Annotated in this window: 21 protein-coding genes; 20 read left to right on the top strand and 1 reads right to left on the bottom strand. The window is 32.0% G+C overall.

Features of this window, described 5'->3' with window-relative positions:
• Positions 1-7: 7 nt before the first annotated feature.
• From LQ611_RS06705 to LQ611_RS06675, 7 genes are all read left to right on the top strand, one after another.
• Positions 8-433, top strand: coding sequence for a YtxH domain-containing protein (locus LQ611_RS06705; protein ID WP_025905267.1), 426 nt, complete (start codon positions 8-10; stop codon positions 431-433).
• 252 nt (positions 434-685) lie between these two features.
• Positions 686-2,104 carry a dipeptidase PepV gene (pepV, locus tag LQ611_RS06700; RefSeq protein WP_103361696.1) on the top strand — a complete coding sequence of 473 codons (1,419 nt, stop codon included), beginning with the start codon at positions 686-688 and terminating at the stop codon, positions 2,102-2,104.
• Positions 2,101-2,949: a D-amino-acid transaminase gene (gene dat, locus LQ611_RS06695; protein ID WP_103361695.1), complete on the top strand. Its 849-nt coding sequence runs from the start codon at positions 2,101-2,103 to the stop codon at positions 2,947-2,949. The genes pepV and dat overlap by 4 nt, the downstream gene beginning before the upstream one ends.
• A 263-nt stretch (positions 2,950-3,212) precedes the next feature.
• Positions 3,213-4,004: a phosphotransferase family protein gene (locus LQ611_RS06690; RefSeq protein WP_025905270.1), complete on the top strand. Its 792-nt coding sequence runs from the start codon at positions 3,213-3,215 to the stop codon at positions 4,002-4,004.
• A 13-nt stretch (positions 4,005-4,017) separates the two neighbouring features.
• Positions 4,018-4,653: a tRNA (guanosine(46)-N7)-methyltransferase TrmB gene (gene trmB, locus LQ611_RS06685; RefSeq protein WP_025905271.1), complete on the top strand. Its 636-nt coding sequence runs from the start codon at positions 4,018-4,020 to the stop codon at positions 4,651-4,653.
• A 132-nt stretch (positions 4,654-4,785) separates the two neighbouring features.
• On the top strand, positions 4,786-5,628 hold the full coding sequence (locus LQ611_RS06680) for a YtnP family quorum-quenching lactonase (RefSeq protein WP_239709486.1): 843 nt from the start codon (positions 4,786-4,788) through the stop codon (positions 5,626-5,628).
• On the top strand, positions 5,618-6,817 hold the full coding sequence (locus LQ611_RS06675) for a MalY/PatB family protein (protein ID WP_239709485.1): 1,200 nt from the start codon (positions 5,618-5,620) through the stop codon (positions 6,815-6,817). The genes LQ611_RS06680 and LQ611_RS06675 overlap by 11 nt, the downstream gene beginning before the upstream one ends.
• Positions 6,818-6,879: 62 nt before the next feature.
• Here the strand turns inward: LQ611_RS06675 and LQ611_RS06670 are convergent, their stop codons facing one another.
• Positions 6,880-7,194: a hypothetical protein gene (locus LQ611_RS06670; protein ID WP_051539247.1), complete on the bottom strand. Its 315-nt coding sequence runs from the start codon at positions 7,192-7,194 to the stop codon at positions 6,880-6,882.
• Positions 7,195-7,273: 79 nt separating this feature from the next.
• Between LQ611_RS06670 and LQ611_RS06665 the strand changes: the two genes are divergently transcribed.
• The 13 genes from LQ611_RS06665 (at position 7,274) to LQ611_RS06605 (ending at position 21,022) form a co-directional block, all read left to right on the top strand.
• Entirely contained in the window at positions 7,274-8,350 is a 1,077-nt protein-coding gene (locus LQ611_RS06665) for a M42 family metallopeptidase (RefSeq protein ID WP_037588580.1), read from the top strand.
• An 87-nt stretch (positions 8,351-8,437) separates the two neighbouring features.
• Positions 8,438-9,217 carry an amino acid ABC transporter substrate-binding protein gene (locus LQ611_RS06660; protein WP_025905276.1) on the top strand — a complete coding sequence of 260 codons (780 nt, stop codon included), beginning with the start codon at positions 8,438-8,440 and terminating at the stop codon, positions 9,215-9,217.
• Positions 9,198-9,917 (top strand): amino acid ABC transporter permease, encoded by a 720-nt coding sequence (locus LQ611_RS06655; protein ID WP_103361692.1) that lies wholly within the window; start codon positions 9,198-9,200, stop codon positions 9,915-9,917. The genes LQ611_RS06660 and LQ611_RS06655 overlap by 20 nt, the downstream gene beginning before the upstream one ends.
• Positions 9,914-10,642, top strand: a complete 729-nt coding sequence (locus LQ611_RS06650; RefSeq protein WP_239709484.1) for an amino acid ABC transporter ATP-binding protein — start codon at positions 9,914-9,916, stop codon at positions 10,640-10,642. Before LQ611_RS06655 ends, LQ611_RS06650 begins: the two co-directional genes overlap by 4 nt.
• 87 nt (positions 10,643-10,729) lie before the next feature.
• Entirely contained in the window at positions 10,730-11,746 is a 1,017-nt protein-coding gene (locus LQ611_RS06645; protein ID WP_049318627.1) for a PTS sugar transporter subunit IIC, read from the top strand.
• Positions 11,743-12,057: a thioredoxin family protein gene (locus LQ611_RS06640; RefSeq protein WP_107596726.1), complete on the top strand. Its 315-nt coding sequence runs from the start codon at positions 11,743-11,745 to the stop codon at positions 12,055-12,057. The genes LQ611_RS06645 and LQ611_RS06640 overlap by 4 nt, the downstream gene beginning before the upstream one ends.
• A gap of 155 nt (positions 12,058-12,212) precedes the next feature.
• Entirely contained in the window at positions 12,213-13,091 is an 879-nt protein-coding gene (locus LQ611_RS06635) for a DUF1444 domain-containing protein (RefSeq protein WP_025905281.1), read from the top strand.
• A gap of 12 nt (positions 13,092-13,103) precedes the next feature.
• Positions 13,104-13,709, top strand: coding sequence for a YtpR family tRNA-binding protein (ytpR, locus tag LQ611_RS06630; protein WP_107596725.1), 606 nt, complete (start codon positions 13,104-13,106; stop codon positions 13,707-13,709).
• Complete coding sequence (locus tag LQ611_RS06625) at positions 13,693-16,959, top strand: DNA translocase FtsK (protein ID WP_308192889.1); 3,267 nt, start codon at positions 13,693-13,695, stop codon at positions 16,957-16,959. The genes ytpR and LQ611_RS06625 overlap by 17 nt, the downstream gene beginning before the upstream one ends.
• A gap of 22 nt (positions 16,960-16,981) precedes the next feature.
• Entirely contained in the window at positions 16,982-18,289 is a 1,308-nt protein-coding gene (murC, locus tag LQ611_RS06620) for a UDP-N-acetylmuramate--L-alanine ligase (protein ID WP_239709483.1), read from the top strand.
• 90 nt (positions 18,290-18,379) lie between these two features.
• Positions 18,380-18,931 (top strand): DUF948 domain-containing protein, encoded by a 552-nt coding sequence (locus LQ611_RS06615; RefSeq protein ID WP_025905285.1) that lies wholly within the window; start codon positions 18,380-18,382, stop codon positions 18,929-18,931.
• Between the two features lie 91 nt (positions 18,932-19,022).
• A complete protein-coding gene (locus tag LQ611_RS06610) occupies positions 19,023-19,685 on the top strand; it encodes a YtxH domain-containing protein (RefSeq protein ID WP_107596724.1) in 663 nt (220 codons plus the stop codon).
• A gap of 257 nt (positions 19,686-19,942) precedes the next feature.
• Positions 19,943-21,022: a bifunctional 3-deoxy-7-phosphoheptulonate synthase/chorismate mutase gene (locus tag LQ611_RS06605; RefSeq protein WP_103361691.1), complete on the top strand. Its 1,080-nt coding sequence runs from the start codon at positions 19,943-19,945 to the stop codon at positions 21,020-21,022.
• Positions 21,023-21,071: the final 49 nt, after the last annotated feature.

Below are 21,071 nucleotides of genomic sequence, written 5' to 3'. Positions count from 1 at the left end.
GATACAAATGGCTAAAAAAGCAGGATTATTTAGAACGTTAGTAGTATTAGGAGGAACTGCAGCAGCAGTTGTCTTATCTAAAAAAGAAAATAGAGATAAATTAAAAAATGAATACGGGAAATATAAAGAAGATCCAGAGAATTACAAAGAAAATGCTAAACAAAAAGCAAATGAACTAAAAGGTAAAGCACAAGACGAGTACTCAAAATATAAAGAAGATCCAACTTCTTATAAAGAGTCGGCTAAAGAAAAAGCAAAAAATGAATTCCAAAAAGCAAAAGAAGATCCAAAAGGTTATGCATCAAATGCTAAATCTCGTCTAAAAAAAGAAGATCAAGATCCAACTGAACAAAGAGAAGCTAAATTTGATGACGAAGGCGGAACTGCAAACAACAATTTAAGAGTTGTTACAGAAGAAGACTTGAAGAAATAATTTTCTTCTTATGTTCAATTTTGGCTAAAACTAGGGCAACTTATTTGTCCTAGTTTTTTTGTTAACAACTTTTGTCGTGTCGGGAAATAATATGATTCAAAAAATAATTTTATATACGACTTTAGTCGTACGTAAAAGGAAATAACTTTCTGTATAAAAAATTAAAAATTTATCGGTAATTCTATTTCATATTTACAAAAATATCATGTATTATATAGATAACTATTCAAGTTAAGAAAGAGATGATTTTCGATGTGGAGAAATAAAGTTAAAGAATATGAAGAAGATATTATAAATGATTTAAAGGGGCTATTAAGCATCGAAAGTGTAAGAGATGATGCAGCAAGTACATACGATTCGCCAGTTGGACCAGGTCCAAAAGAAGCGTTAAATTATATGTACAAGTTAGGTGAAAGAGATGGATTTTCTCATGTTGATATAGACAATATTGCAGGTAGAATTGAAGCGGGTAAAGGTGATGATCTATTAGGTATACTTTGCCATGTTGACGTTGTTCCAGCAGGTGCTGGATGGGATTCTAATCCATTTGAACCTGTAGAAGCAGAAGATGCAATCATTGCGAGAGGTACACTTGATGACAAAGGACCAACAATTGCAGCATACTATGCCGTTAAGATACTTGAAGATATGAAAGTCGAATGGAAAAAAAGAATACATATTATTGTAGGTACTGACGAAGAATCTGATTGGAAATGTACAGATCGTTATTTTGAAACTGAAGAAATGCCTTCAGTAGGTTTTGCACCAGATGCAGAATTCCCATTAATCCACGGAGAAAAAGGGATTGTAACATTTAACATCGTTCAATCTGGATATGTGGAAGATAATGATGAGCCTGAAGTAGAATTAAAAGCATTCTTCTCAGGTGAAAGATTCAATATGGTACCTGATACTGCACAAGCTAAATTACTTATCAAAGAACAAATGACAAATGTTGTTCAAAAATTCGAATCATTTTTAAATGAACATGAGATTGAAGGCGAAACAACAATTGATGAAGGATTCTTAAACATCGTTGTTCATGGTAAATCAGCTCATGGTATGGATCCTACATTAGGTGTGAATGCTGGCTTATACCTTATTCAATTCTTAAATGAATTAAATTTAGATAAATACGCGAGCTCATATGTGAAATTTGCAAATGAATACTTAGTTGATTCTCCAAAAGGTGAAAAAATGGGTATGAAATTTGCTACTGAAGAAATGGGTGAAGTGACGACTAATACAGGTATTATGAGTTATACAGATGTAGATGGTGGTCAATTTGGTATTAATTTAAGATATCCAGAAGGCTTTAATTTCGATCAATCAATGTCTCGTTTTTCTGAAGAAGTGAAAGAAAAAGGCTTCGAAATTGAAATGGATAAACACCAAGTTCCGCATTATGTAGATAAAAATGATCCATTCATTGAAAAATTATTATCAGCATATCGCAATCAAACAGGTGATCAATCCGAGCCGTATACAATCGGTGGCGGTACATATGCTAGAAACTTAGATAAAGGTGTGGCATTCGGTGCCATGTTTAAAGATTCTGAAGATTTAATGCACCAAAAAAATGAATATATCACGAAAAAACAATTATTTAATGCAACTGCAATTTATTTAGAAGCTATATACAATGTCTGTGTAAAGGGTGATGATGAATGAGTTATATTTATATAAATGATGAGTTTGTTGATGAATCTGAAGGTAAGGTTAGCTATTCTGATAGAGGTTATAACTTTGGTGATGGCATATACGAATACATACGTATATATGATGGCAAAGTATTCACATCTAAAGAGCACTATGAACGATTATTTAGAAGTGCGAAAGAAATTGGACTTAATTTAGATGCGTATTCTGTTGAAGGTTTAACAGAAGTAACGAAAGAATTAGCAGCGAAGAATAATGTTGTAAATGGTGGCGTGTATATTCAAGTGACACGTGGTGTTGCACCTCGAAACCATCCGTTTCCTGATGCGAGTACAAAGCCTGTATTCTCAGCATTCTCTAAAAGCTATGACAGACCATATGACGAATTAGAAAATGGTGTTAAAGCTATTACAGTTGAAGATATCAGATGGTTGAGATGTGATATTAAGAGTTTAAACTTATTAGGTAACGTGTTAGCAAAAGAGAAAGCTACTCAAAACGATGCAGCTGAAGCAATCATGCATAGAGGTGAAACGGTTACTGAAGGTAGTTCAAGTAACGTTTATGCAATTAAAGATGGCAAAATTTATACACATCCTGCAAATAATTTAATCCTTAATGGGATTACGAGACGTGTTATAAAAGAATTAGCCGAAGATTTAAATATTCCATTTATTGAAGAATCATTTACATTAGATTTCTTAAATGATGCAGATGAAGTGATTATTTCAAGTACATCTATTGAAGTGATGCCAGTTGTACAAGTAAATGATCAAAAAATAGGTGACGGAAAAGTCGGACAAATTACGAAGCAATTACAAAATGCATTTAATAATTATATAGAGTCGAAATCATAAAAATTTTTTAGTGTAATTTTAATATCTTAAGTAATTCAAGTGGATACTGAATTTATAAGACTTATTGTATATGAATAGGTTCAAAATACTCGAAAGTTTTCATTTATGAGGTTGAAATCTTAACCGAAAGATAATAAAATTTAAATCAAGCGCACTAAAATTACAAAAATTAAACAAAAATTTTTAAGATTAAAATATGACTCTTGAAAAAGAATATTCTTGAGTCTTTTTCTTTTTCTTTTATTGAAAGTGAGGTGGATAGGTTGGAACATTTTTATCAATTAGGATGGACATTAGACTCAGCAGGTGGTGCATCTGGTGAAGCATATATGGCAGAACAAGATGGCCGCAAGCTCTTCCTAAAACGTAATTCAAGTCCTTTCTTAACAGCATTATCTGCTGAAGGTATCGTGCCAAAATTAGTTTGGACAAAAAGAATTGAAACAGGAGAAGTTGTAACTGCACAACATTGGAAAAATGGTAGAGAGTTAGTCCAAGATGAAATGAATTCTAACCGTGTTGCCAAACTTCTTAAAAAAATACATTCTTCTAAACAATTATTAAATATGCTTAAACGTATGGAAATGAAACCTATGCATCCAGAGATTTTATTTAATAAAATTAACAGCTCATTGTCACGACATGTATTGTCTAACCGTACAGTGAGAAAGGCATTGTTATATCTAGAAGATAACATGCCAACATTAGACAGTAGATTCTATACAGTCATACACGGAGATGTGAATCACAATAATTGGCTTTTATCTGATCAAGATGAACTTTTCTTAGTAGATTGGGAAGGTGCAATGATTGCAGATCCAGCTATTGATATCGGAATGATTTTATATACTTATGTTGATGAGAAAGATTGGTCAGATTGGCTAAGTATGTATGGTATTAACGATACGCATGATTTAAAGAAACGTATGAAGTGGTATACATTGATTCAAGCTATCGCAATGGTAGAGTGGTATGAAGAGAAAAAACGTTATAAAGATATGAATGATTGGTTACACTTCTTAAATGAAGTAATGACAAGAAATGTATTTATATAAGGAGTAACTTTGAATGAGAATGAGAAATAAACCTTGGGCTGACGATTTCTTAAAAGATCATCCCAATATAGTAGATGTAGATCTTAATCATCAATATAAGATGGCTGAATGGTTTGATAAAGATCAACCCATTCATATTGAAGTCGGAACTGGTATGGGTAGATTTATTACTGAGACGGCTAAACAAAATCCTAATATCAATTACGTAGCAATTGAAAAAGATAAAAATGTTATGGTCCGTGTTCTTGAAAAAGTTAAAGAAATGGAATTAAACAATATTAAATTGATTAATCAAGATGCTAAATTATTAACAGAGTATTTTGTTGAAAATGAAGTTTCTAGAATTTATTTGAATTTTTCAGATCCATGGCCAAAGACAAGACATGCTAAAAGAAGATTAACTTTCTCTAGCTTTTTAGAAATTTATCAGCACATTTTGAAAAAAGATGGACAAATACATTTCAAAACAGATAATCAAGGATTATTTGAGTATAGTTTAGAAAGTATGTCTCAATATGGTATGTCATTTGATTATATTAATTTGAATTTACATGAAGATGAGCCTGAAGATAACATCCGTACTGAATACGAAGATAAATTCTCTAGTAGAGGTTTTAGAATCTATCGTATGGAAGCAAGCTTTAAATAAGGAAGTTGGAATCATTATGATTCTAACTTCTTTTTTTATGCCATTTTTAACTAAAGTGTTGTAGCAATCATGAAAGATGTTCATTACTCTAATTAGTGATAAAATAATAATAAATGATTGGAGGGGAATTTCTTGTTAAATATAGGTGATTTTAAATTATATCCATTACAAGGTGGTATTACTCAAATGGATGGTGGTGCAATGTTTGGTGTCGTTCCAAAAGCATTGTGGACTAAAAAATATCCGCCTAATGAACTTAATCAAATACCTCTCGTAACACATCCAATATTCGTTCAAACAGATGAACACAATATTATAATTGATGCTGGGATAGGTAATGGTAAATTAACAGACAAACAAAAAAGAAACTATGGTACAACTTATGAAAGTGATATTAGTAACTCATTAAAGCAATTTAATTTGACCATAGATGACATTGATATTGTATTGATGTCTCATATGCATTTTGATCATGCTTGTGGACTCACAACTGCAGATGGTCAATCAGTATTTAAAAATGCAACAATTTATACATCACAAATTGAATGGAATGAATTGAGAGCCCCAAATATACGAAGTAGTGCTACATATTGGGAACAAAATTATAAAGGTATTGAACATCAAGTTGTAACATTTGTAGATTCGATGGAAATCGTTCCAGGCATTAAAATGATACATACTGGTGGTCATAGCGCTGGTCATAGTGTCATTGAAATTGAAAGTAATGGCATGAAAGGTGTGCATATGGCCGATATCTTGCCTACATTAGCTCACTTAAATCCTTTATGGGTTACAGCCTATGATGATTATCCAATGGATTCTATTAATGCTAAGGAAAGACTTTTACAGAGATATATTAAAGAAGATTATTGGTTCGTGTTCTATCATGATGCCAATTATTTTGCGCTCAAACTTGATGAACAAACGAAGGGAATTAAAAAAGAAATAAGAAGGGATGATTTAATTGAAATATAATTTTGATGAAGTGATTGATAGAAGGGGAACAGCAACAGTAGCATATGATGGACAACGTAAAGTTTATGATTATGAGAACTTAGAACCATTTTGGATAGCCGATATGGATATTAAGACACCTGATTTTATTATTAACCATTTGAAAAACAAATTAGATCAAGCACATTTCGGTTATTTAGTATGGAAGCAAGAAGCATATTTAAATGCGATTAAAAATTGGTACAAAACAAGATTTTCTGTGAATATCCAAAAGAATGATATATATTATGTGCCAAGTATTTTATTTACGGTAACTGAAGTTATACGTGAATTTACAAAAGAAGGTGAAGGTGTGTTAATTCATACACCTTCATATAATGCCTTTTTAAATTTAATTGAAGGTAATAAAAGAGTGGCAGTTGAATCACCATTAGTAGCGACAGATAACGGTTATGAGTTGGATAAAGAACAATTTGAAGAAATGGCAGCACGTGATGATGTTAAAGTGTTAGTCCTGTGTAGTCCTCATAATCCAACAGGTAAAGTTTGGACGAAAGAAGAATGTGCATTTATGAAAGATGTTTGTGAAAAACATGATGTCTTTATTGTTTCTGATGAAATTCATATGGATTTTGTGAGAAGTGAAAATGGATTCTATTCAATGACAAATGAAATGACGTTAGATTCTCCAATTCTTGTTGTTACTGGATTAGGTAAAACATTTAACTTAGCGAGTTTAGCAAGTAGTTATATGATTACAAAACATCGCTATTTCACATTACAATTCAATCGTAAATTGGCAACATATTATGGATTGTCAGCTGCAAATACATTGGCTGTTGAAGCAGTTAAAGTAGCGTATAATGAAGCAGGTGAATGGGTAGATCAATTAAATGAGCATATCGAGAAGAATATGACCATCTTAGATGAATTTATTAAAAATGAAATGTCTGATCAGTTATCATTCATTAAGCCTGAATCGACATATTTAGCTTGGATAGACTTTTCTAAAAGTGGTTACGTAGAAAGTGATGTTCAAAAAGCATTGCAATCTGTAGGTAAACTTGCAACAGGCATCGGACATTCATACGAGCTCGGAGAAAGTCACCATTTCAGAATGAATTTAGCTTGTAGTGAAGAAAAATTAAGAAGCGGTTTAGAATCTATTAAAAAATCATTCGACGCACTAGATCACGGTGAAGTTGAATAATATTTCAGTCATAAAAAAGAGTCTGAGGTTAATTAATCACTCAGACTCATCTTTTAAGCTTATTAAATTTCAAATATATCAATGACTTGGCCGTTAAAGGCATCGGCTATAAATTCATAGTGTACTTGTTTACCATCATTGTTAACGGTAATACCACCATGCACAACTTTAGTTTCAATGCCGAATTTTTGGTAGGTCTTTGGGATATGTAATATATAAGAGGCTTCAACATTATTAAATTGTGCTTTGACTTGTTTAAGTATTTCTTCACAACTATATGGTTTATATTGCTTAGCATATACGATAGAAGCAACAATACCTAAACCAGTAAAAACGGACAATAATATAATGAAAAAGCGGAACTTATTATTCTGCATGACCATGCCTCCTTCTATTTAATTTAAGTTTAACACAAAGACTGAATGATAGATAAATATTTCAATAAGGAGATTTACAATGACACAAATTAGACAAGAAACACTTAATAGAATGAAAGAATTAACAGAGTTACACGCTGTACCTGGATTTGAAAATGAAGTACGTGAATATTTAAAAGAAAAAATGGCACCTTTTGTTGATGAAATTATTGGTGATAATATGGGCAGTATTTATGGTGTGAAAAAATCTAAAAAAGAAAATGCACCTAAAGTATTAGTAGCAGCTCATATGGATGAAATTGGCTTTATGGTTACTGAAATGACAAAAGAGGGTATGTTAAAGTTCACACCACTTGGCGGTGTGTCATCAGACGTATGGCTATCACAAACACTACAGTTAAAAACGCGTGACGGTAAATACTATAACGGCGTAGTTGGCAGTATCCCTAAACATTTTAGAACTGGTAAAGAGTCAGGTGTTTCTATTGAAGATATGCTTTTAGATGTTGGTGCAGAAAGCATTGATCAATTAAAAGAAATGGGCATTAAAATTGGTGATACAATTGTTCCAAGTACGAATTTTGAACAACTAACAGAGAATAGAATACTCGCTAAAGCATGGGACAATAGATATGGTTGTTTAGTTGGATTAGAATTATTAGAAGCAGTTAAAGATGAAGAGCTTGATGTTGATTTATATGTAGGCGCAAATGTTCAAGAAGAAGTTGGTTTAAGAGGTGCTTCAGCAAGTGTGAATTTAATCAAACCAGATTTAGCATTAGTTGTGGATTGTTCACCTGCAAATGATATGAAAGGTCACGTTGGCTTATCAGGTGCTTTAGGAAAAGGTGTATTAATTAGAATTTTAGATCGTACGATGATTTTATCTGAAAGAATGAGAGATTATTTAATTGAAATGGTTGAAGAAAAAGAAATTAATCATCAATACTTCCAATCACCAGGTGGTACAGATGGTGGAGAAATCCATAAAGCTCTAACAGGTATTCCAACTGCGGTAATCGGTGTTTGTGCTAGATATATCCATACAAGTAAAGCTATTTATGACGCAAGAGATTATGAAAGTGCAAAATTATTACTCAATGAAATCGTGTTAAATTTAAGTTCAGAAAAGATTGAATATTTGAAATTTAAATAGTCCAGATTTTAGTAATTGACAGTAGTTGTAATTCGGTCTAAAATATGTTTATTCCGATTTGGATACTAAGAATAGAGGGATGTATATATGAAAAAGGGTATATTTTTAATTATTGCATTAATTGTTGTGTTAGCTGCATGTGGAAACAGCAACGACAAGAAAGAAAGCAGTAAGAAAGATGATAAAACAATTGTAGTTGGTACAGAAGGTACTTATTCTCCATTTAGCTTCCATGATAAAAATGATAAGTTAACTGGATATGATGTAGAAGTAACTAAAGCAGTTGCTAAAGAAATGGGATACAAAGTTAAATTTAAAGAAACACAATGGGATTCAATGTTTGCTGGGTTAGATTCAGGACGTTTTGATATGATTGCTAACCAAGTTGGTATTAACGATGAAAGAAAAGCAAAATATAAATTCTCAGATCCATACACTTATTCAAATGGTGTATTAGTAGTAAATGAGAATAATAAAGACATTAAATCATTCGATGATGTTAAAGGTAAAAAGTTAGCACAAACTTTAACATCTAACTATGGTCAACTTGCAAAATCTAAAGGTGCAGATATTACTAAAGTAGACGGCTTCAACCAAGCGATGGATTTATTACAGTCAAATCGTGTTGAAGGTACTTTCAATGATAATGTTTCATATTTAGATTATAAAAAGCAAAAACCTAACGCTAAAATAAAAGCAATTCAAGGTGATGCTGAACAAAGTCAATCTGCATTTACATTTAGTAAAAAAGAAGATGACAAAGTGATTAAAGATTTTAATAAAGGTCTAAAAACTTTAAAAGATAATGGCGAATTAGAAAAAATAAGTAAGAAATGGTTTGGCGCTAATGTTTCAGAGCCTAAATGATGAGCAACTTCATGCATTAAATGCTGCCAAACAAGCATTTCTACCGATGTTAGAGGGTCTAGTTAAATATTCTATTCCTATTACTTTAGTTACTTTTGTGCTTGGTTTAATCTTGGCATTAGCTACTGCATTAATGCGCATATCAAGTAGTAAAGTTCTAAAAGGGATTGCACGTTTTTATGTTTCAATCATTCGTGGTACACCGATGATTGTTCAATTATTCATTATCTTTTACGGAATCCCTGAGATTGGTAGATTGGCAACAGGAAATGCAGACAATCAATTAACTTTGTCACCTGTCATAGCTGCGATAATTGGTCTTTCTCTTAATGTAGGTGCATACGCATCTGAAATTTTAAGAGGTGGAATTATGTCTATTCCGAAAGGTCAAACTGAAGCGGCATACTCGATTGGTATGAATTATAAACAAACTGTACAAAGAATCATATTACCTCAAGCAATCAGAGTTTCAGTACCTGCATTAGGTAATACATTCTTAAGTTTAATTAAAGATACGTCTTTACTTGGCTTTATTTTAGTAGCAGAAATGTTTAGAAAAGCACAAGAAGTCGCTTCTACAACATATGAATTCTTAACGATTTATTTACTAGTAGCGATATTATATTGGATTGTATGTTTTATCATATCAATCATTCAATCTTACTATGAATCTTATATTGAAAGAGGGTATCGTTCATGATTGAACTTCAAAATATTAAAAAGTCATTTAATGATAAAGAAGTCATCAAAGGGATTAATCTTTCAGTAGGTAAAGGTGAAGTGATTACTTTGATTGGAAGATCAGGTTCTGGTAAGACAACTTTATTGAGAATGATGAATGCATTGGAAATTCCGACTGAAGGTACTGTAGTTGTTAATGGAGAAACGTACACAGCAGATAATAAGAAGTCACAAATTAAAGTGCGTAAACAATCAGGTATGGTGTTTCAAAATTACAACTTGTTTCCACATAAAACAGCAATTGAAAATGTTATGGAAGGTTTAGTTACTGTTAAAAAAGTAAATAAACAAAAAGCATATGACGAAGCACTTCAACTTTTAGAAAAAGTAGGATTAGAAAGTGTTAAAGATCAAAGACCTCATGCTTTATCTGGTGGTCAACAACAACGTGTGGCGATTGCGAGAGCATTGGCAATGAACCCTAAAGTCATGTTATTTGACGAACCGACATCAGCATTAGACCCAGAGTTAGTGAATGATGTATTAAAAGTTATTAAAGATTTAGCTAATGAAGGTATGACGATGGTCATTGTTACACATGAAATGAGATTTGCTAGAGAAGTTTCTGATAGAATGATATTCATTCATGATGGTTTAATCGGTGAAGAAGGTAAACCGGAAGAAATGTTTACTCAACCGAAAACAGACGCATTGAAGAAATTTCTAAATGTTATAGAAGTATAAAGATTCAACATACACATGTTATTATTTTAATTTAAATAATGACATGTGTATTTTTTATTGTATAATCCATTTAAGGAGTGTGAATAAATGGAACGCGTAAAATCTTTTTTTAATCGAACAATTATAGATGGATTAAGTTATATGGCTTTAGGTTTGTTTAGTACATTAATTGTTGGACTGATTATTGAAACTTTAGGCCAATCATTAAATACATATTTTGATACTTCAATGATGATAGAAATAGGTAAGTTAGCTCAAACTTTAACTGGAGCTGGGGTAGGGGTAGCAGTGAGTTACGGTTTAGGCGCATCACCACTCATTATATTTACAACTGCTGTAACAGGAATGTATGGATATGAACAAGGGGGCGCTGTAGGTAGTTATTTATCTTCAGTATTTGCAAGTGAACTTGGAAGATTATATTCAGGCAAAACTAAAATAGATATTATTTTATCACCGATTTTAACGTTATTTATAGGTGCAGCAATTGCAAAGTTTATAGCACCATTTATTGATGCATTTATGAAAGCATTAGGAAACTGGATACAATTAAGTACGGATCAACAACCTTTATTAATGGGGATATTCGTCAGCCTTATAGTTGGTCTTACACTTAGTAGTCCGATTTCAAGTGCAGCTTTAGCATTAATGCTTGGCTTAAGTGGAACAGCGGCAGCAGCAGCTACGATAGGTGGTTGTTGTCATATGGTCGGCTTTGCAGTAACAAGCTATAAAGATAATGGTATTTCAGGTGTTATTGCTCATGGTATTGGTACAAGTAAACTTCAAATTCCAAATTATTTAAAGCAACCCTTTATATTAATTCCGCCAGTCGTAGCAAGTATTGTCGTAGCACCAATCATGACAGTCTTTTGGCCAATGGAAAATAATGCTGCTGGTGCTGGAATGGGTTCAAGTGGACTTGTGGGGCAAATTATGACGATTAAAACAATGGGTAGTACGACTGAAGTATACTTACAAATTGCATTCTTCCATTTCTTATTACCAGCTGTAATCAGTTTGTTTGTTTATCATTTGTTGAAGAAGTATCATATAATTAAAGATGGTCAACAAACATTAATGATAGGAAGTGCAAAGAAATGAAACAATTAACGTCAATCGAAGAATACAAATCATTGATTAACGAACCAACAATATTTATGTTCACAGCATCTTGGTGTCCGGATTGTCATTTTATAGATCCTGATTTACCTGGACTTGAAGAGAAATATCATCAATATCAATTCGTATCAGTTGATCGTGATGAATTTATTGATTTATGCCAAGAAGTTGATGTTATGGGCATTCCAAGTTTTATCGCTTATAACAATGGTCAAGAACTTGATAGATACGTTGGTAAAGAAAGAAAAACAATTCCACAAATTAGTGCATTTATTGATGGATTAAATAAATAAATTTATATAAAAAAAGCAGGTCGAAAAAAGTTTCTTTTATTTTCGAATTACCTGCTTTTTTATTTTATTTAACTTCATTTAAATATGTTTATCACTGTTACATAACTGCGATTTGTTGTAAACTATATAGAGGTATAAAAATAGGAGTGTTAAGTATGAATGTCTTTCAAATGAGAGATTTATTAAAAGACCGATTGAAAACTTTAGATGCAAATTTTAAGTTTGATAGGGAAAATGAAAGTTTAAGAATTGAACGAACGGATAATCAAAAAGGGCTTTCAGTTAAATTAGCTCCGATTATTGCTAAATATAAAAATAACGGTAATAAAACAATAGACGAAATTGTTTATTACGTCACTGAAACAATAAATGCAATGCAAGATGAATCCAATAAAGAAATTAATAAAATTGAGATCTTGCCTGTCATTAGGTCTACTAGTTTTCATAAAGAAACGAAAGAAGGTACACCTTTTGTCATTGATGAACATACAGCTGAAACAAATATATATTATGCGCTTGATTTAGGAAATACTTATAGACTAATAGATGAGTCTATGCTCAGTGAACTTAATTTAACGAAAGAACAAATTAAAGAGCAAGCGTTATTCAATATTAAAAAGAGAAAAACAACTTACAAGTCTGATGAAGTTCAAGGCAATACATTCTATTTCATAAACACGAATGACGGATATGATGCTTCACGTATTCTCAATCAAACATTCTTAAAAGATGTTTATCAAAATATTGAAGGGGAAATGTTATTAGCTACACCTCATCAAGATGTTTTGGTGATTTGTGATATTAAAAATGAAATTGGATATGATATTGTAGCGCAAATGACGATGCAATTCTTCCAAAATGGCTTAGTGCCAATAACATCATTATCATTCTCTTATACACCTGATAAACCTTTAGAACCAATATTTATTTTAGGTAAAAATCACTCTCGTAAGAGAAACCAAGAAGTTATTGAGCGTTTAGAAAAAAATAGAGAAATTTTTAAAAAAATGAAAAATAATCAAAAAAGATTGTAAGGAGTAGGAGAAATGAATTTATTTTATAATAAAAATGGTGTTGGCGACGTATTAATGGTTACTTTAGAACCTTTAACTGAAGGATTAGAATATGATTTTCAAAATGATTTAACAATTATCAAAAGCGAAGATAAAATTGTTGGTTTTAATATATTCAATGCTTCTAAATATGTTCAAATAGAAGGCAATGGCAATATTAAAGTTGAAGAGAAACACATTAATAGTATTCAAGACTTACTAGAGAAAAATAATATTAATTATAAATTAGACGTTGATTTATCTCCTAAGTTTGTAGTAGGATACGTATCTGAAAAATCAAAACATCCTGATGCAGATAAGCTATCAGTATGTACAGTAGATATTGGTAATGAGACATTACAAATTGTATGTGGCGCTCCAAATATTGATCAAGGACAAAAAGTTGTCGTTGCTAAAGTAGGAGCGGTAATGCCTAGTGGAATGATTATTAAAGATGCAGAATTACGTGGTGTTCCTTCTAGCGGTATGATTTGTTCAATGAAAGAACTTGATTTAGAAGGTGCTCCAAAAGAAAAAGGTATAATGGTACTAGATGATAGTTATACTGTAGGAACACCATTCTTTGAAGACGAAAGGTAGTGAACCTATGAGTTGGTTTGATGATATATTCGGGCAATCGAAAAATGAACAAAAAAATGAAAAACAAAAAAGCGATCAAGTGTCTTTTGATCATCATCCAGATGACGATTCAACTAATGAAGAAATTTATAGAAGACCTAAAGGCAAATTTAGATTTCCAATACAAATGGAATATGAAGAGCAATCAAATCAAGAGCATCATCAACATGATAATGAAACAAGTCAACGAGAAGAGAAATATCATGATAGTAGATTTTATGATGAAAGCTCAGCTTCTTTTCCAACGAATAGAAGAAGACGTAGAAGAAATCGTAATGCAGATTCATATGAACCTGCTAAGAAGTCAAGAAGTTATGACCAGGATGTAACACATCATTACAGTGCGAAAAGTAAACAATCCTCTCAACGCTACGACAACAGTAAACGTCATAATGATGACTATCAATTTGAAGAGAGATTGAATGCTTTACATCAACCAAAATTTAAAGCTTCTGAAGTGCCTTCAGCAATATTCGGTATGAGAAAACAAAAAGAAGTTCCCAATAGTGGTTTGAAAGATCATTCAGCTAAATCTACTGAAAATGATGCTGTAAAAGAAAATAAACGTAAACAAAGTAGTGAAATTGTACGAGATGTCCCTACTTATTCAAAGACGGACAATACGATTAACATTGAGAATATTTATGCTTCACAAATTGTTTCTGAAATTAGAAAAGAACGTGAGAAGAAGCTTCAAAAGAAAAAACAATTTGAAAAAGCTTTAAGAGAAAAAAGAGAACAAGAACTTAACATTCTTGATTCAGAAGAGAAAAAGTCACAAATTAAAAATCAAGACTATTATTTAAAACAACAAGCGTCATTTATTAAAAATGATCCAAAAGATTATCAAGACGTGGAAGATGAACAAGAAGACTTACACGATGAATTACAAAATGACATACATCAAGATGAAACAAGCGACTTACAAGAAGAGAAGGCTAATTCTAATGCGTTACAACCAGATGTCAATGATTTAACTACATATGAATTTAAAGAGATAGACTTGGATTTTGATGATACAGAAGATGACATTCAGCAAGACAATTTTGATGAAATTGTTGAAGAAGTTGATGCTGAACAAGAAGAAGTCAACTCAAATCACGATTCAAATGAAGCGGAAACTTCAGAATTTGAAGAAGTAGAATCAGACAATGAAGTAGAAGAAATTCATAATGCTGAAGATAGTACTGAAGCTGAAGCAATACAGCATTTTGAAGAAGATAAAGATGATTCTAATGAAGCTGTTATCGAACCTTCAGAAATAATCGATACGCATGATTCTCTCGAAGAAGACAATGATGCCTCAATTACACAATCAGAACAATTTGTCGAAGATGATATTTATTTTGAAGAAGTAGAAGATTCTGATTCTGAAGTTGAAGAAATAGATACAATCGATAATGCTGAAGATGTACTAACATTTGACGAAACTGAAGAAGATCAAGAAGAAAGCTTATTCGAGTCTGATCATGTTGATGTGGAAAGTGATACTGAAACAGAAGAAGCGGATAATGTTATTTCTGAAGAAGAAGAAGAAACAAATAACGATCCTATAGAAGTAGAGGACACGGTTCAACAACCTGAAGAACCTAAAGAGACAACTTCTCACGAACCAATCTTGAAGCCTAAGCCTGTTAGAAAGTCTTCACCATTTAACGTGATGATGACGCCATCAGATAAGCGTAAACATCAAGCATTTAAGAATTCATCAAATATCAACAAGACACAAACATCAAACATACAAGAAACAAGAAGTGAAACTCAAAATGAACAACATGAGTCTAACCAAGCTGTTAAACGTAAAGGACCATCTTATGTACTTCCACCAGTATCTATATTAGATGATGTTGTAGAGGAAGAAGATAATAGTGAATGGTTAGAGGAAAAGAAAAAAGAACTAGATGAAGCTTTTTATCATTTTAATGTGCCTGCACATGTTGTAAATATGATACAAGGACCTACTGTAACGAGGTTTGAATTATCTGTTGAAAAAGGTGTTAAAGTATCTAGAATTACTGCTTTGCAAGATGACATTAAAATGGCATTAGCAGCTAAAGATATCCGTATTGAAGCACCTATTCCAGGTACAAGTTTAGTAGGTATCGAAGTGCCTAATCAAAGTCCTAAAAAGATTCCATTAGGCCAAATGATTACGTCTAAACCTTTCCAACAAGCAGAAAGTAAACTGACTGTAGCAATGGGCTTTAAAATAAATAACGAGCCGCTATTAATGGATATTGCAAAGACTCCTCATGCGCTCATTGCCGGTGCAACAGGTTCAGGTAAGTCAGTATGTATTAATGCTATTTTAACAAGTTTACTTTATAAAAATCATCCAGATGAGCTGAAACTATTACTGATTGATCCTAAAATGGTAGAGCTTGCACCGTATAACAATTTACCGCATTTAGTTGCGCCAGTTATTACCGATGTTAAAGCGGCAACAGCTAGTTTAAAATGGGCTGTTGAAGAGATGGAACGTAGATATAAACGTTTTGCAGAATTACATGTTAGAAATATTACTGCATTTAATAAGAAAGCAAATTACGAGCAAAGAATGGCAAAAATCATTATAGTTATAGATGAGTTAGCTGATTTAATGATGATGTCACCTCAAGAAGTTGAACAATCTATTGCTAGAATTGCACAAAAAGCTAGAGCATGTGGTATACATATGATTCTTGCGACACAACGACCATCCGTCAATGTGATTACAGGTTTAATTAAAGCAAACGTACCAACAAGAATATCATTCATGGTATCGTCTTCTATTGACTCTAGAACAATTCTTGATGTTGGTGGAGCAGAGAAATTACTTGGTAATGGTGATATGTTATATCTTGGTAACGGTATGAATAAACCGATAAGAGTTCAAGGTGCATTTGTATCAGATGATGAAATTGATGAAACAGTAGAAAATGTAAGTAGTCAAATGAAACCAAATTATCTATTCAAAGAAGAAACATTGTTGAAAAAGGTAAATGAACAACCTGCTGATGCACTGTTTGATGAAGTTTGTGAATTTATGTTAAACGAAGGTCATATTTCAACTTCACTTATACAAAGACATTTCCAAATTGGATATAATAGAGCAGCGAGAATGATTGATAACCTTGAAGAGAGAGGTTATATATCTGGACCTAACGGCTCTAAACCAAGAGATGTACTCATTACTAAAGATATGATAGAAGAAAGAGAAACTAACATTTAAGAAATAGAAGGAGTGACATGAAATGACATTATTTCATTTTGTCGGCATAAAAGGTGCAGGTATGAGTTCACTTGCACAAATCATGCACGACATGGGACATAAAGTACAAGGTTCTGATATAGAGAATACAGTATTTACTGAAATAGCATTAAAAAATAAAGGCATTAAAATACTACCATTTGATGTTGAAAATATTAAAGAAGGCATGACTGTTATAGCAGGTAATGCCTTTCCAGATACACACCCTGAAATAGCTAAAGCATACGAAATGGGACTTGAAGTGAAAAGATATCATATTTTCCTAGGCGAATTTATGTCTCAATATACGTCAGTGGCTGTTACAGGTGCACACGGTAAAACATCGACAACTGGATTATTATCACATGTGATGAATGGTGATCAAAAGACATCATTCTTAATAGGTGATGGAACAGGTATGGGATTACCTGATAGCAAATACTTTGCTTTTGAAGCTTGTGAATATAGAAGACACTTCTTAAGTTATTATCCAGATTATGCGATTATGACAAATATTGATTTTGATCATCCGGACTATTTTAAAGATTTACAAGACGTAACAAATGCATTCCAGGAGATGGCTAGTAATGTTAAAAAAGCAATCGTTGCTTGGGGACATGATGCTGAGCTAAGAAAAATTAAAGCTGATGTTCCAATTTACTTTTACGGTTTTGAGCATGATAACGATGTCTATGCTGACAATGTTCAAACGTCTTCTAAAGGTACAACATTTGATGTTTACTTCAAATCTAAAAACGAACTCATAGGTACATTTACAACACCTATGTATGGTGATCACCACGTTCTAAATGCATTAGCAGTTATTGCAATTTGTCATTTAGAAAAACTTGATATTGAAAATATTAAAGAAGCATTATTAACATTTGGTGGTGTAAAAAGAAGATTTAGTGAAAGTTTTTACGACAATCAAATCTTAATCGATGACTATGCACACCATCCGAGAGAAATTAATGCTACAATTGAATCAGCTAGAAAAAAATATCCTGAAAACGAAGTGGTTGCAGTATTTCAACCTCATACATTTTCAAGAACAGAAACTTTCTTAAACGAATTTGCTGAAAGTTTAAACCTTGCTGATAAAGTATACTTATGTGACATCTTTGGTTCTATTCGAGAACAACAAGGTGAGCTGACAATACATGATTTAAAAGCATTAATTCCTAATGCGGATTTAATAAGCGAAGAATCAGTTTCTCAGCTACAAAAGCATGATAATGGTGTTATACTATTTATGGGTGCTGGAGATATTCAAAAAGTTCAAAAAGCCTATGTTTCTTCACTGTCACATTAAATATAATATGTTTATACTTTAATAGTGAGGGTATTAAATATTAGTAAATCGAATAAAGATTAGTTTTATAATTATTAGGAGGCGTTCAGTATGGATTGGATTTTACCAATAGCAGGCATAATTGCTGCGGTTGCATTTTTAATTATTTGTGTTGTCTTAGCACTATTTTTAATGCAATTATTAAAAACAGTTAAAGGAATTAATGAAACTTTAGATGGCATTCAAGGCCAAATACAAGGTATCACACGTGAATCTACTGATTTACTTCATAAAGCAAATCGTTTAACTGAAGATATTCAAGATAAATCATTACGCTTAAACTCAGTAGTAGATGCAGTTAAAGGTGTTGGAGATTCTGTACAAACACTTAATAATTCAGTTGATAGAGTTACAAATTCTATTACACACAATATCTCACAAAATGAAGATAAGATTTCTCAAGTTATTCAATGGTCAAATGTTGCAATGGAAGTTGCAGATAAATGGCAATTAAGAAGAGATCGTAGAAGTAACGTATCATACAAAAATAATGTAAATGCTTCTAAAGATTTTGAAGCGCAAGTGCCGAAAGACTACAATGAAACAACAACATCAGGTGACAACCTAGATGAAGATAAAATTGGTGCAGGCTTGAAAAAATAACGTGCATGGAAGCGAATAACTATCTTTTCAGGCTGAGACATTTAAAAATGTCACAGCCTGATTTCTTTAATAAAATTAGGGGGAAAATAAAATGGAAAACAAATACAATAGAGATTTATATACACATGGTTTAGAAACGTATGAAGCTGAATATGAAAAAAATACAAACGGTAGAGATTTTGTATTTGGTGTAGTATTAGGTACAGTAGTAGGCGGAATTGTTGGTTTATTACTAGCTCCTAAATCAGGGAAAGAATTACAAGATGATTTAAGTGAGAAATCAAACAAAATTATCGATGACGTTAAAACTAAAACTGACGACTTAAAAGTTCAAGCTCAATCTAAAGCTGAAGAAATCAAAACACAAGCTGAAGAAAAGAAAGAAGAAGTTATAACTAAAGTTGAAGATAAAAAAGCACAAGCTAGTGAAAAAGCAGAAGAAGTGAAAGCTAAAGCTGCTGATAAGAAAGAAGAAGCTAGTCAAAAAGCGGAAGAAGTAAAAGCTAAAGCCGATGACAAAAAAGAAGAAGTTAAAACAAAAGCTTCAGAAAAGAAAACAGAAACTAAGAAAAAAGCAGAAGAAGTAAAATCTAAACAAGCTGAAAAGAAAGCTAACAAAGGCGTTGTAACAGCTGACGATGTAGGCGACGAAGAATTAAAAGCACAAAAAGGTGCGATTAAATCTGAAGTAGAAAATGAAGATTTAAAAGGTCCAAAAACAGTTGTAGAGAAAAAAACTTTCGATAAAAAATAATAAATAAGTGATGTATAACGCATATTATTTGTACTACCGAAAAGTCATAACATAACTTTTCGGTAGTTTTTTATATTGTAATGAACACTATTATAAATTAAAATATACTTTATTAGTCTGATTAGTAATAAATTTAAATATTTTTGAGATGTTGGGGTTGAATCAGAGCATTTTAATTGTTATACTAACATCTAATTACTTATATATTTTATCGCTTTAAAGTATGTGAGTTAAATTGTTTACATGAGGTGAAAAGGATGTCAAATGAATTAGAGAATTTAAGAAAAAGAATTGAAGGTATTAATGATGAAATTTTAGCTTTATTACAAGAGCGTGGTACTTTAGCTAAAAAAATTGGTGAAGAAAAACGTAAACAAGGTACTCAAGTATATGATCCGCAACGTGAAAAAGAAATGTTAAATCATTTAATTGATAATAACCAAGGACCATATAACGACAATACTATTAAGCAATTATTTAAAGAGATCTTTAAAGCTTCTACTGACTTACAAAAATCTGAAAATGAAAAACATTTATATGTTTCTCGTAAATTAAAACCAGAAGATACTATTGTACAATTCGACAATGGTGCAATCATTGGTAATAATAAAAAATCATTCGTATTCGGTCCATGTTCTGTAGAATCACAAGAACAAGTTGATGCAGTTGCGAAAGATTTAGCTGATAGAGGCGAAAAATTCATTAGAGGTGGCGCATTTAAACCACGTACTTCTCCTTATGACTTCCAAGGTTTAGGTGAAGAAGGATTAAAAATTCTTAAAAATACTAAAGATAAATACGGTTTAAATATCGTAAGTGAAATTGTAAATCCTGCACACTTTGAAATGGCTGATGAATACTTAGATGTATTCCAAATTGGTGCAAGAAACATGCAAAACTTTGAGTTATTAAAAGAAGCAGGTAAAACAAATAAACCTATCTTATTAAAACGTGGTCTTTCTGCAACTATCGAAGAATTCATCTACGCTGCAGAATACATTCACTCACAAGGTAACAATAACATTATCTTATGTGAACGTGGTATTAGAACATATGAAAAAGCTACAAGAAACACATTAGATATTTCAGCAGTTCCAATTTTAAAACAAGGTACACATCTTCCAGTTATGGTAGACGTTACGCATAGTACTGGACGTAAAGATATTATGTTACCATGTGCTAAAGCTGCATTAGCAGTTGGAGCTGACGGTGTAATGGCAGAAGTACATCCTGATCCATCAGTAGCATTAAGTGATGCTGGTCAACAAATGGACTTAAACGAATTTGATGCATTCTACAAAGAAATCGTTGAAGCTGCTAAATTATACGAAAAATAATATTCATATACATTAACTGGCGAAAAGTTATCATAACTTTTCGCCAGTT

Source organism: Mammaliicoccus sp. L-M44 (genome assembly GCF_022386355.1).
Lineage (GTDB): Bacteria > Bacillota > Bacilli > Staphylococcales > Staphylococcaceae > Mammaliicoccus > Mammaliicoccus sciuri_A.
The sequence above is the reverse complement of the archived record's forward strand: the minus strand, read 5'-3'. Positions and strand labels throughout refer to the sequence as shown.

Coding starts and splice junctions, on each gene's coding strand:
- trmB (WP_025905271.1), top strand. CDS start 4,018: ATGAGAATGAGAAATAAACCTTGGGCTGACGATTTCTTAAAAGATCAT.
- LQ611_RS06670 (WP_051539247.1), bottom strand. CDS start 7,194: ATGCAGAATAATAAGTTCCGCTTTTTCATTATATTATTGTCCGTTTTT.
- LQ611_RS06615 (WP_025905285.1), top strand. CDS start 18,380: ATGGATTGGATTTTACCAATAGCAGGCATAATTGCTGCGGTTGCATTT.
- LQ611_RS06640 (WP_107596726.1), top strand. CDS start 11,743: ATGAAACAATTAACGTCAATCGAAGAATACAAATCATTGATTAACGAA.
- LQ611_RS06655 (WP_103361692.1), top strand. CDS start 9,198: ATGTTTCAGAGCCTAAATGATGAGCAACTTCATGCATTAAATGCTGCC.
- LQ611_RS06650 (WP_239709484.1), top strand. CDS start 9,914: ATGATTGAACTTCAAAATATTAAAAAGTCATTTAATGATAAAGAAGTC.
- LQ611_RS06605 (WP_103361691.1), top strand. CDS start 19,943: ATGTCAAATGAATTAGAGAATTTAAGAAAAAGAATTGAAGGTATTAAT.
- pepV (WP_103361696.1), top strand. CDS start 686: ATGTGGAGAAATAAAGTTAAAGAATATGAAGAAGATATTATAAATGAT.
- LQ611_RS06635 (WP_025905281.1), top strand. CDS start 12,213: ATGAATGTCTTTCAAATGAGAGATTTATTAAAAGACCGATTGAAAACT.
- LQ611_RS06705 (WP_025905267.1), top strand. CDS start 8: ATGGCTAAAAAAGCAGGATTATTTAGAACGTTAGTAGTATTAGGAGGA.
- LQ611_RS06645 (WP_049318627.1), top strand. CDS start 10,730: ATGGAACGCGTAAAATCTTTTTTTAATCGAACAATTATAGATGGATTA.
- LQ611_RS06665 (WP_037588580.1), top strand. CDS start 7,274: ATGACACAAATTAGACAAGAAACACTTAATAGAATGAAAGAATTAACA.
- LQ611_RS06660 (WP_025905276.1), top strand. CDS start 8,438: ATGAAAAAGGGTATATTTTTAATTATTGCATTAATTGTTGTGTTAGCT.
- murC (WP_239709483.1), top strand. CDS start 16,982: ATGACATTATTTCATTTTGTCGGCATAAAAGGTGCAGGTATGAGTTCA.
- LQ611_RS06610 (WP_107596724.1), top strand. CDS start 19,023: ATGGAAAACAAATACAATAGAGATTTATATACACATGGTTTAGAAACG.
- dat (WP_103361695.1), top strand. CDS start 2,101: ATGAGTTATATTTATATAAATGATGAGTTTGTTGATGAATCTGAAGGT.
- ytpR (WP_107596725.1), top strand. CDS start 13,104: ATGAATTTATTTTATAATAAAAATGGTGTTGGCGACGTATTAATGGTT.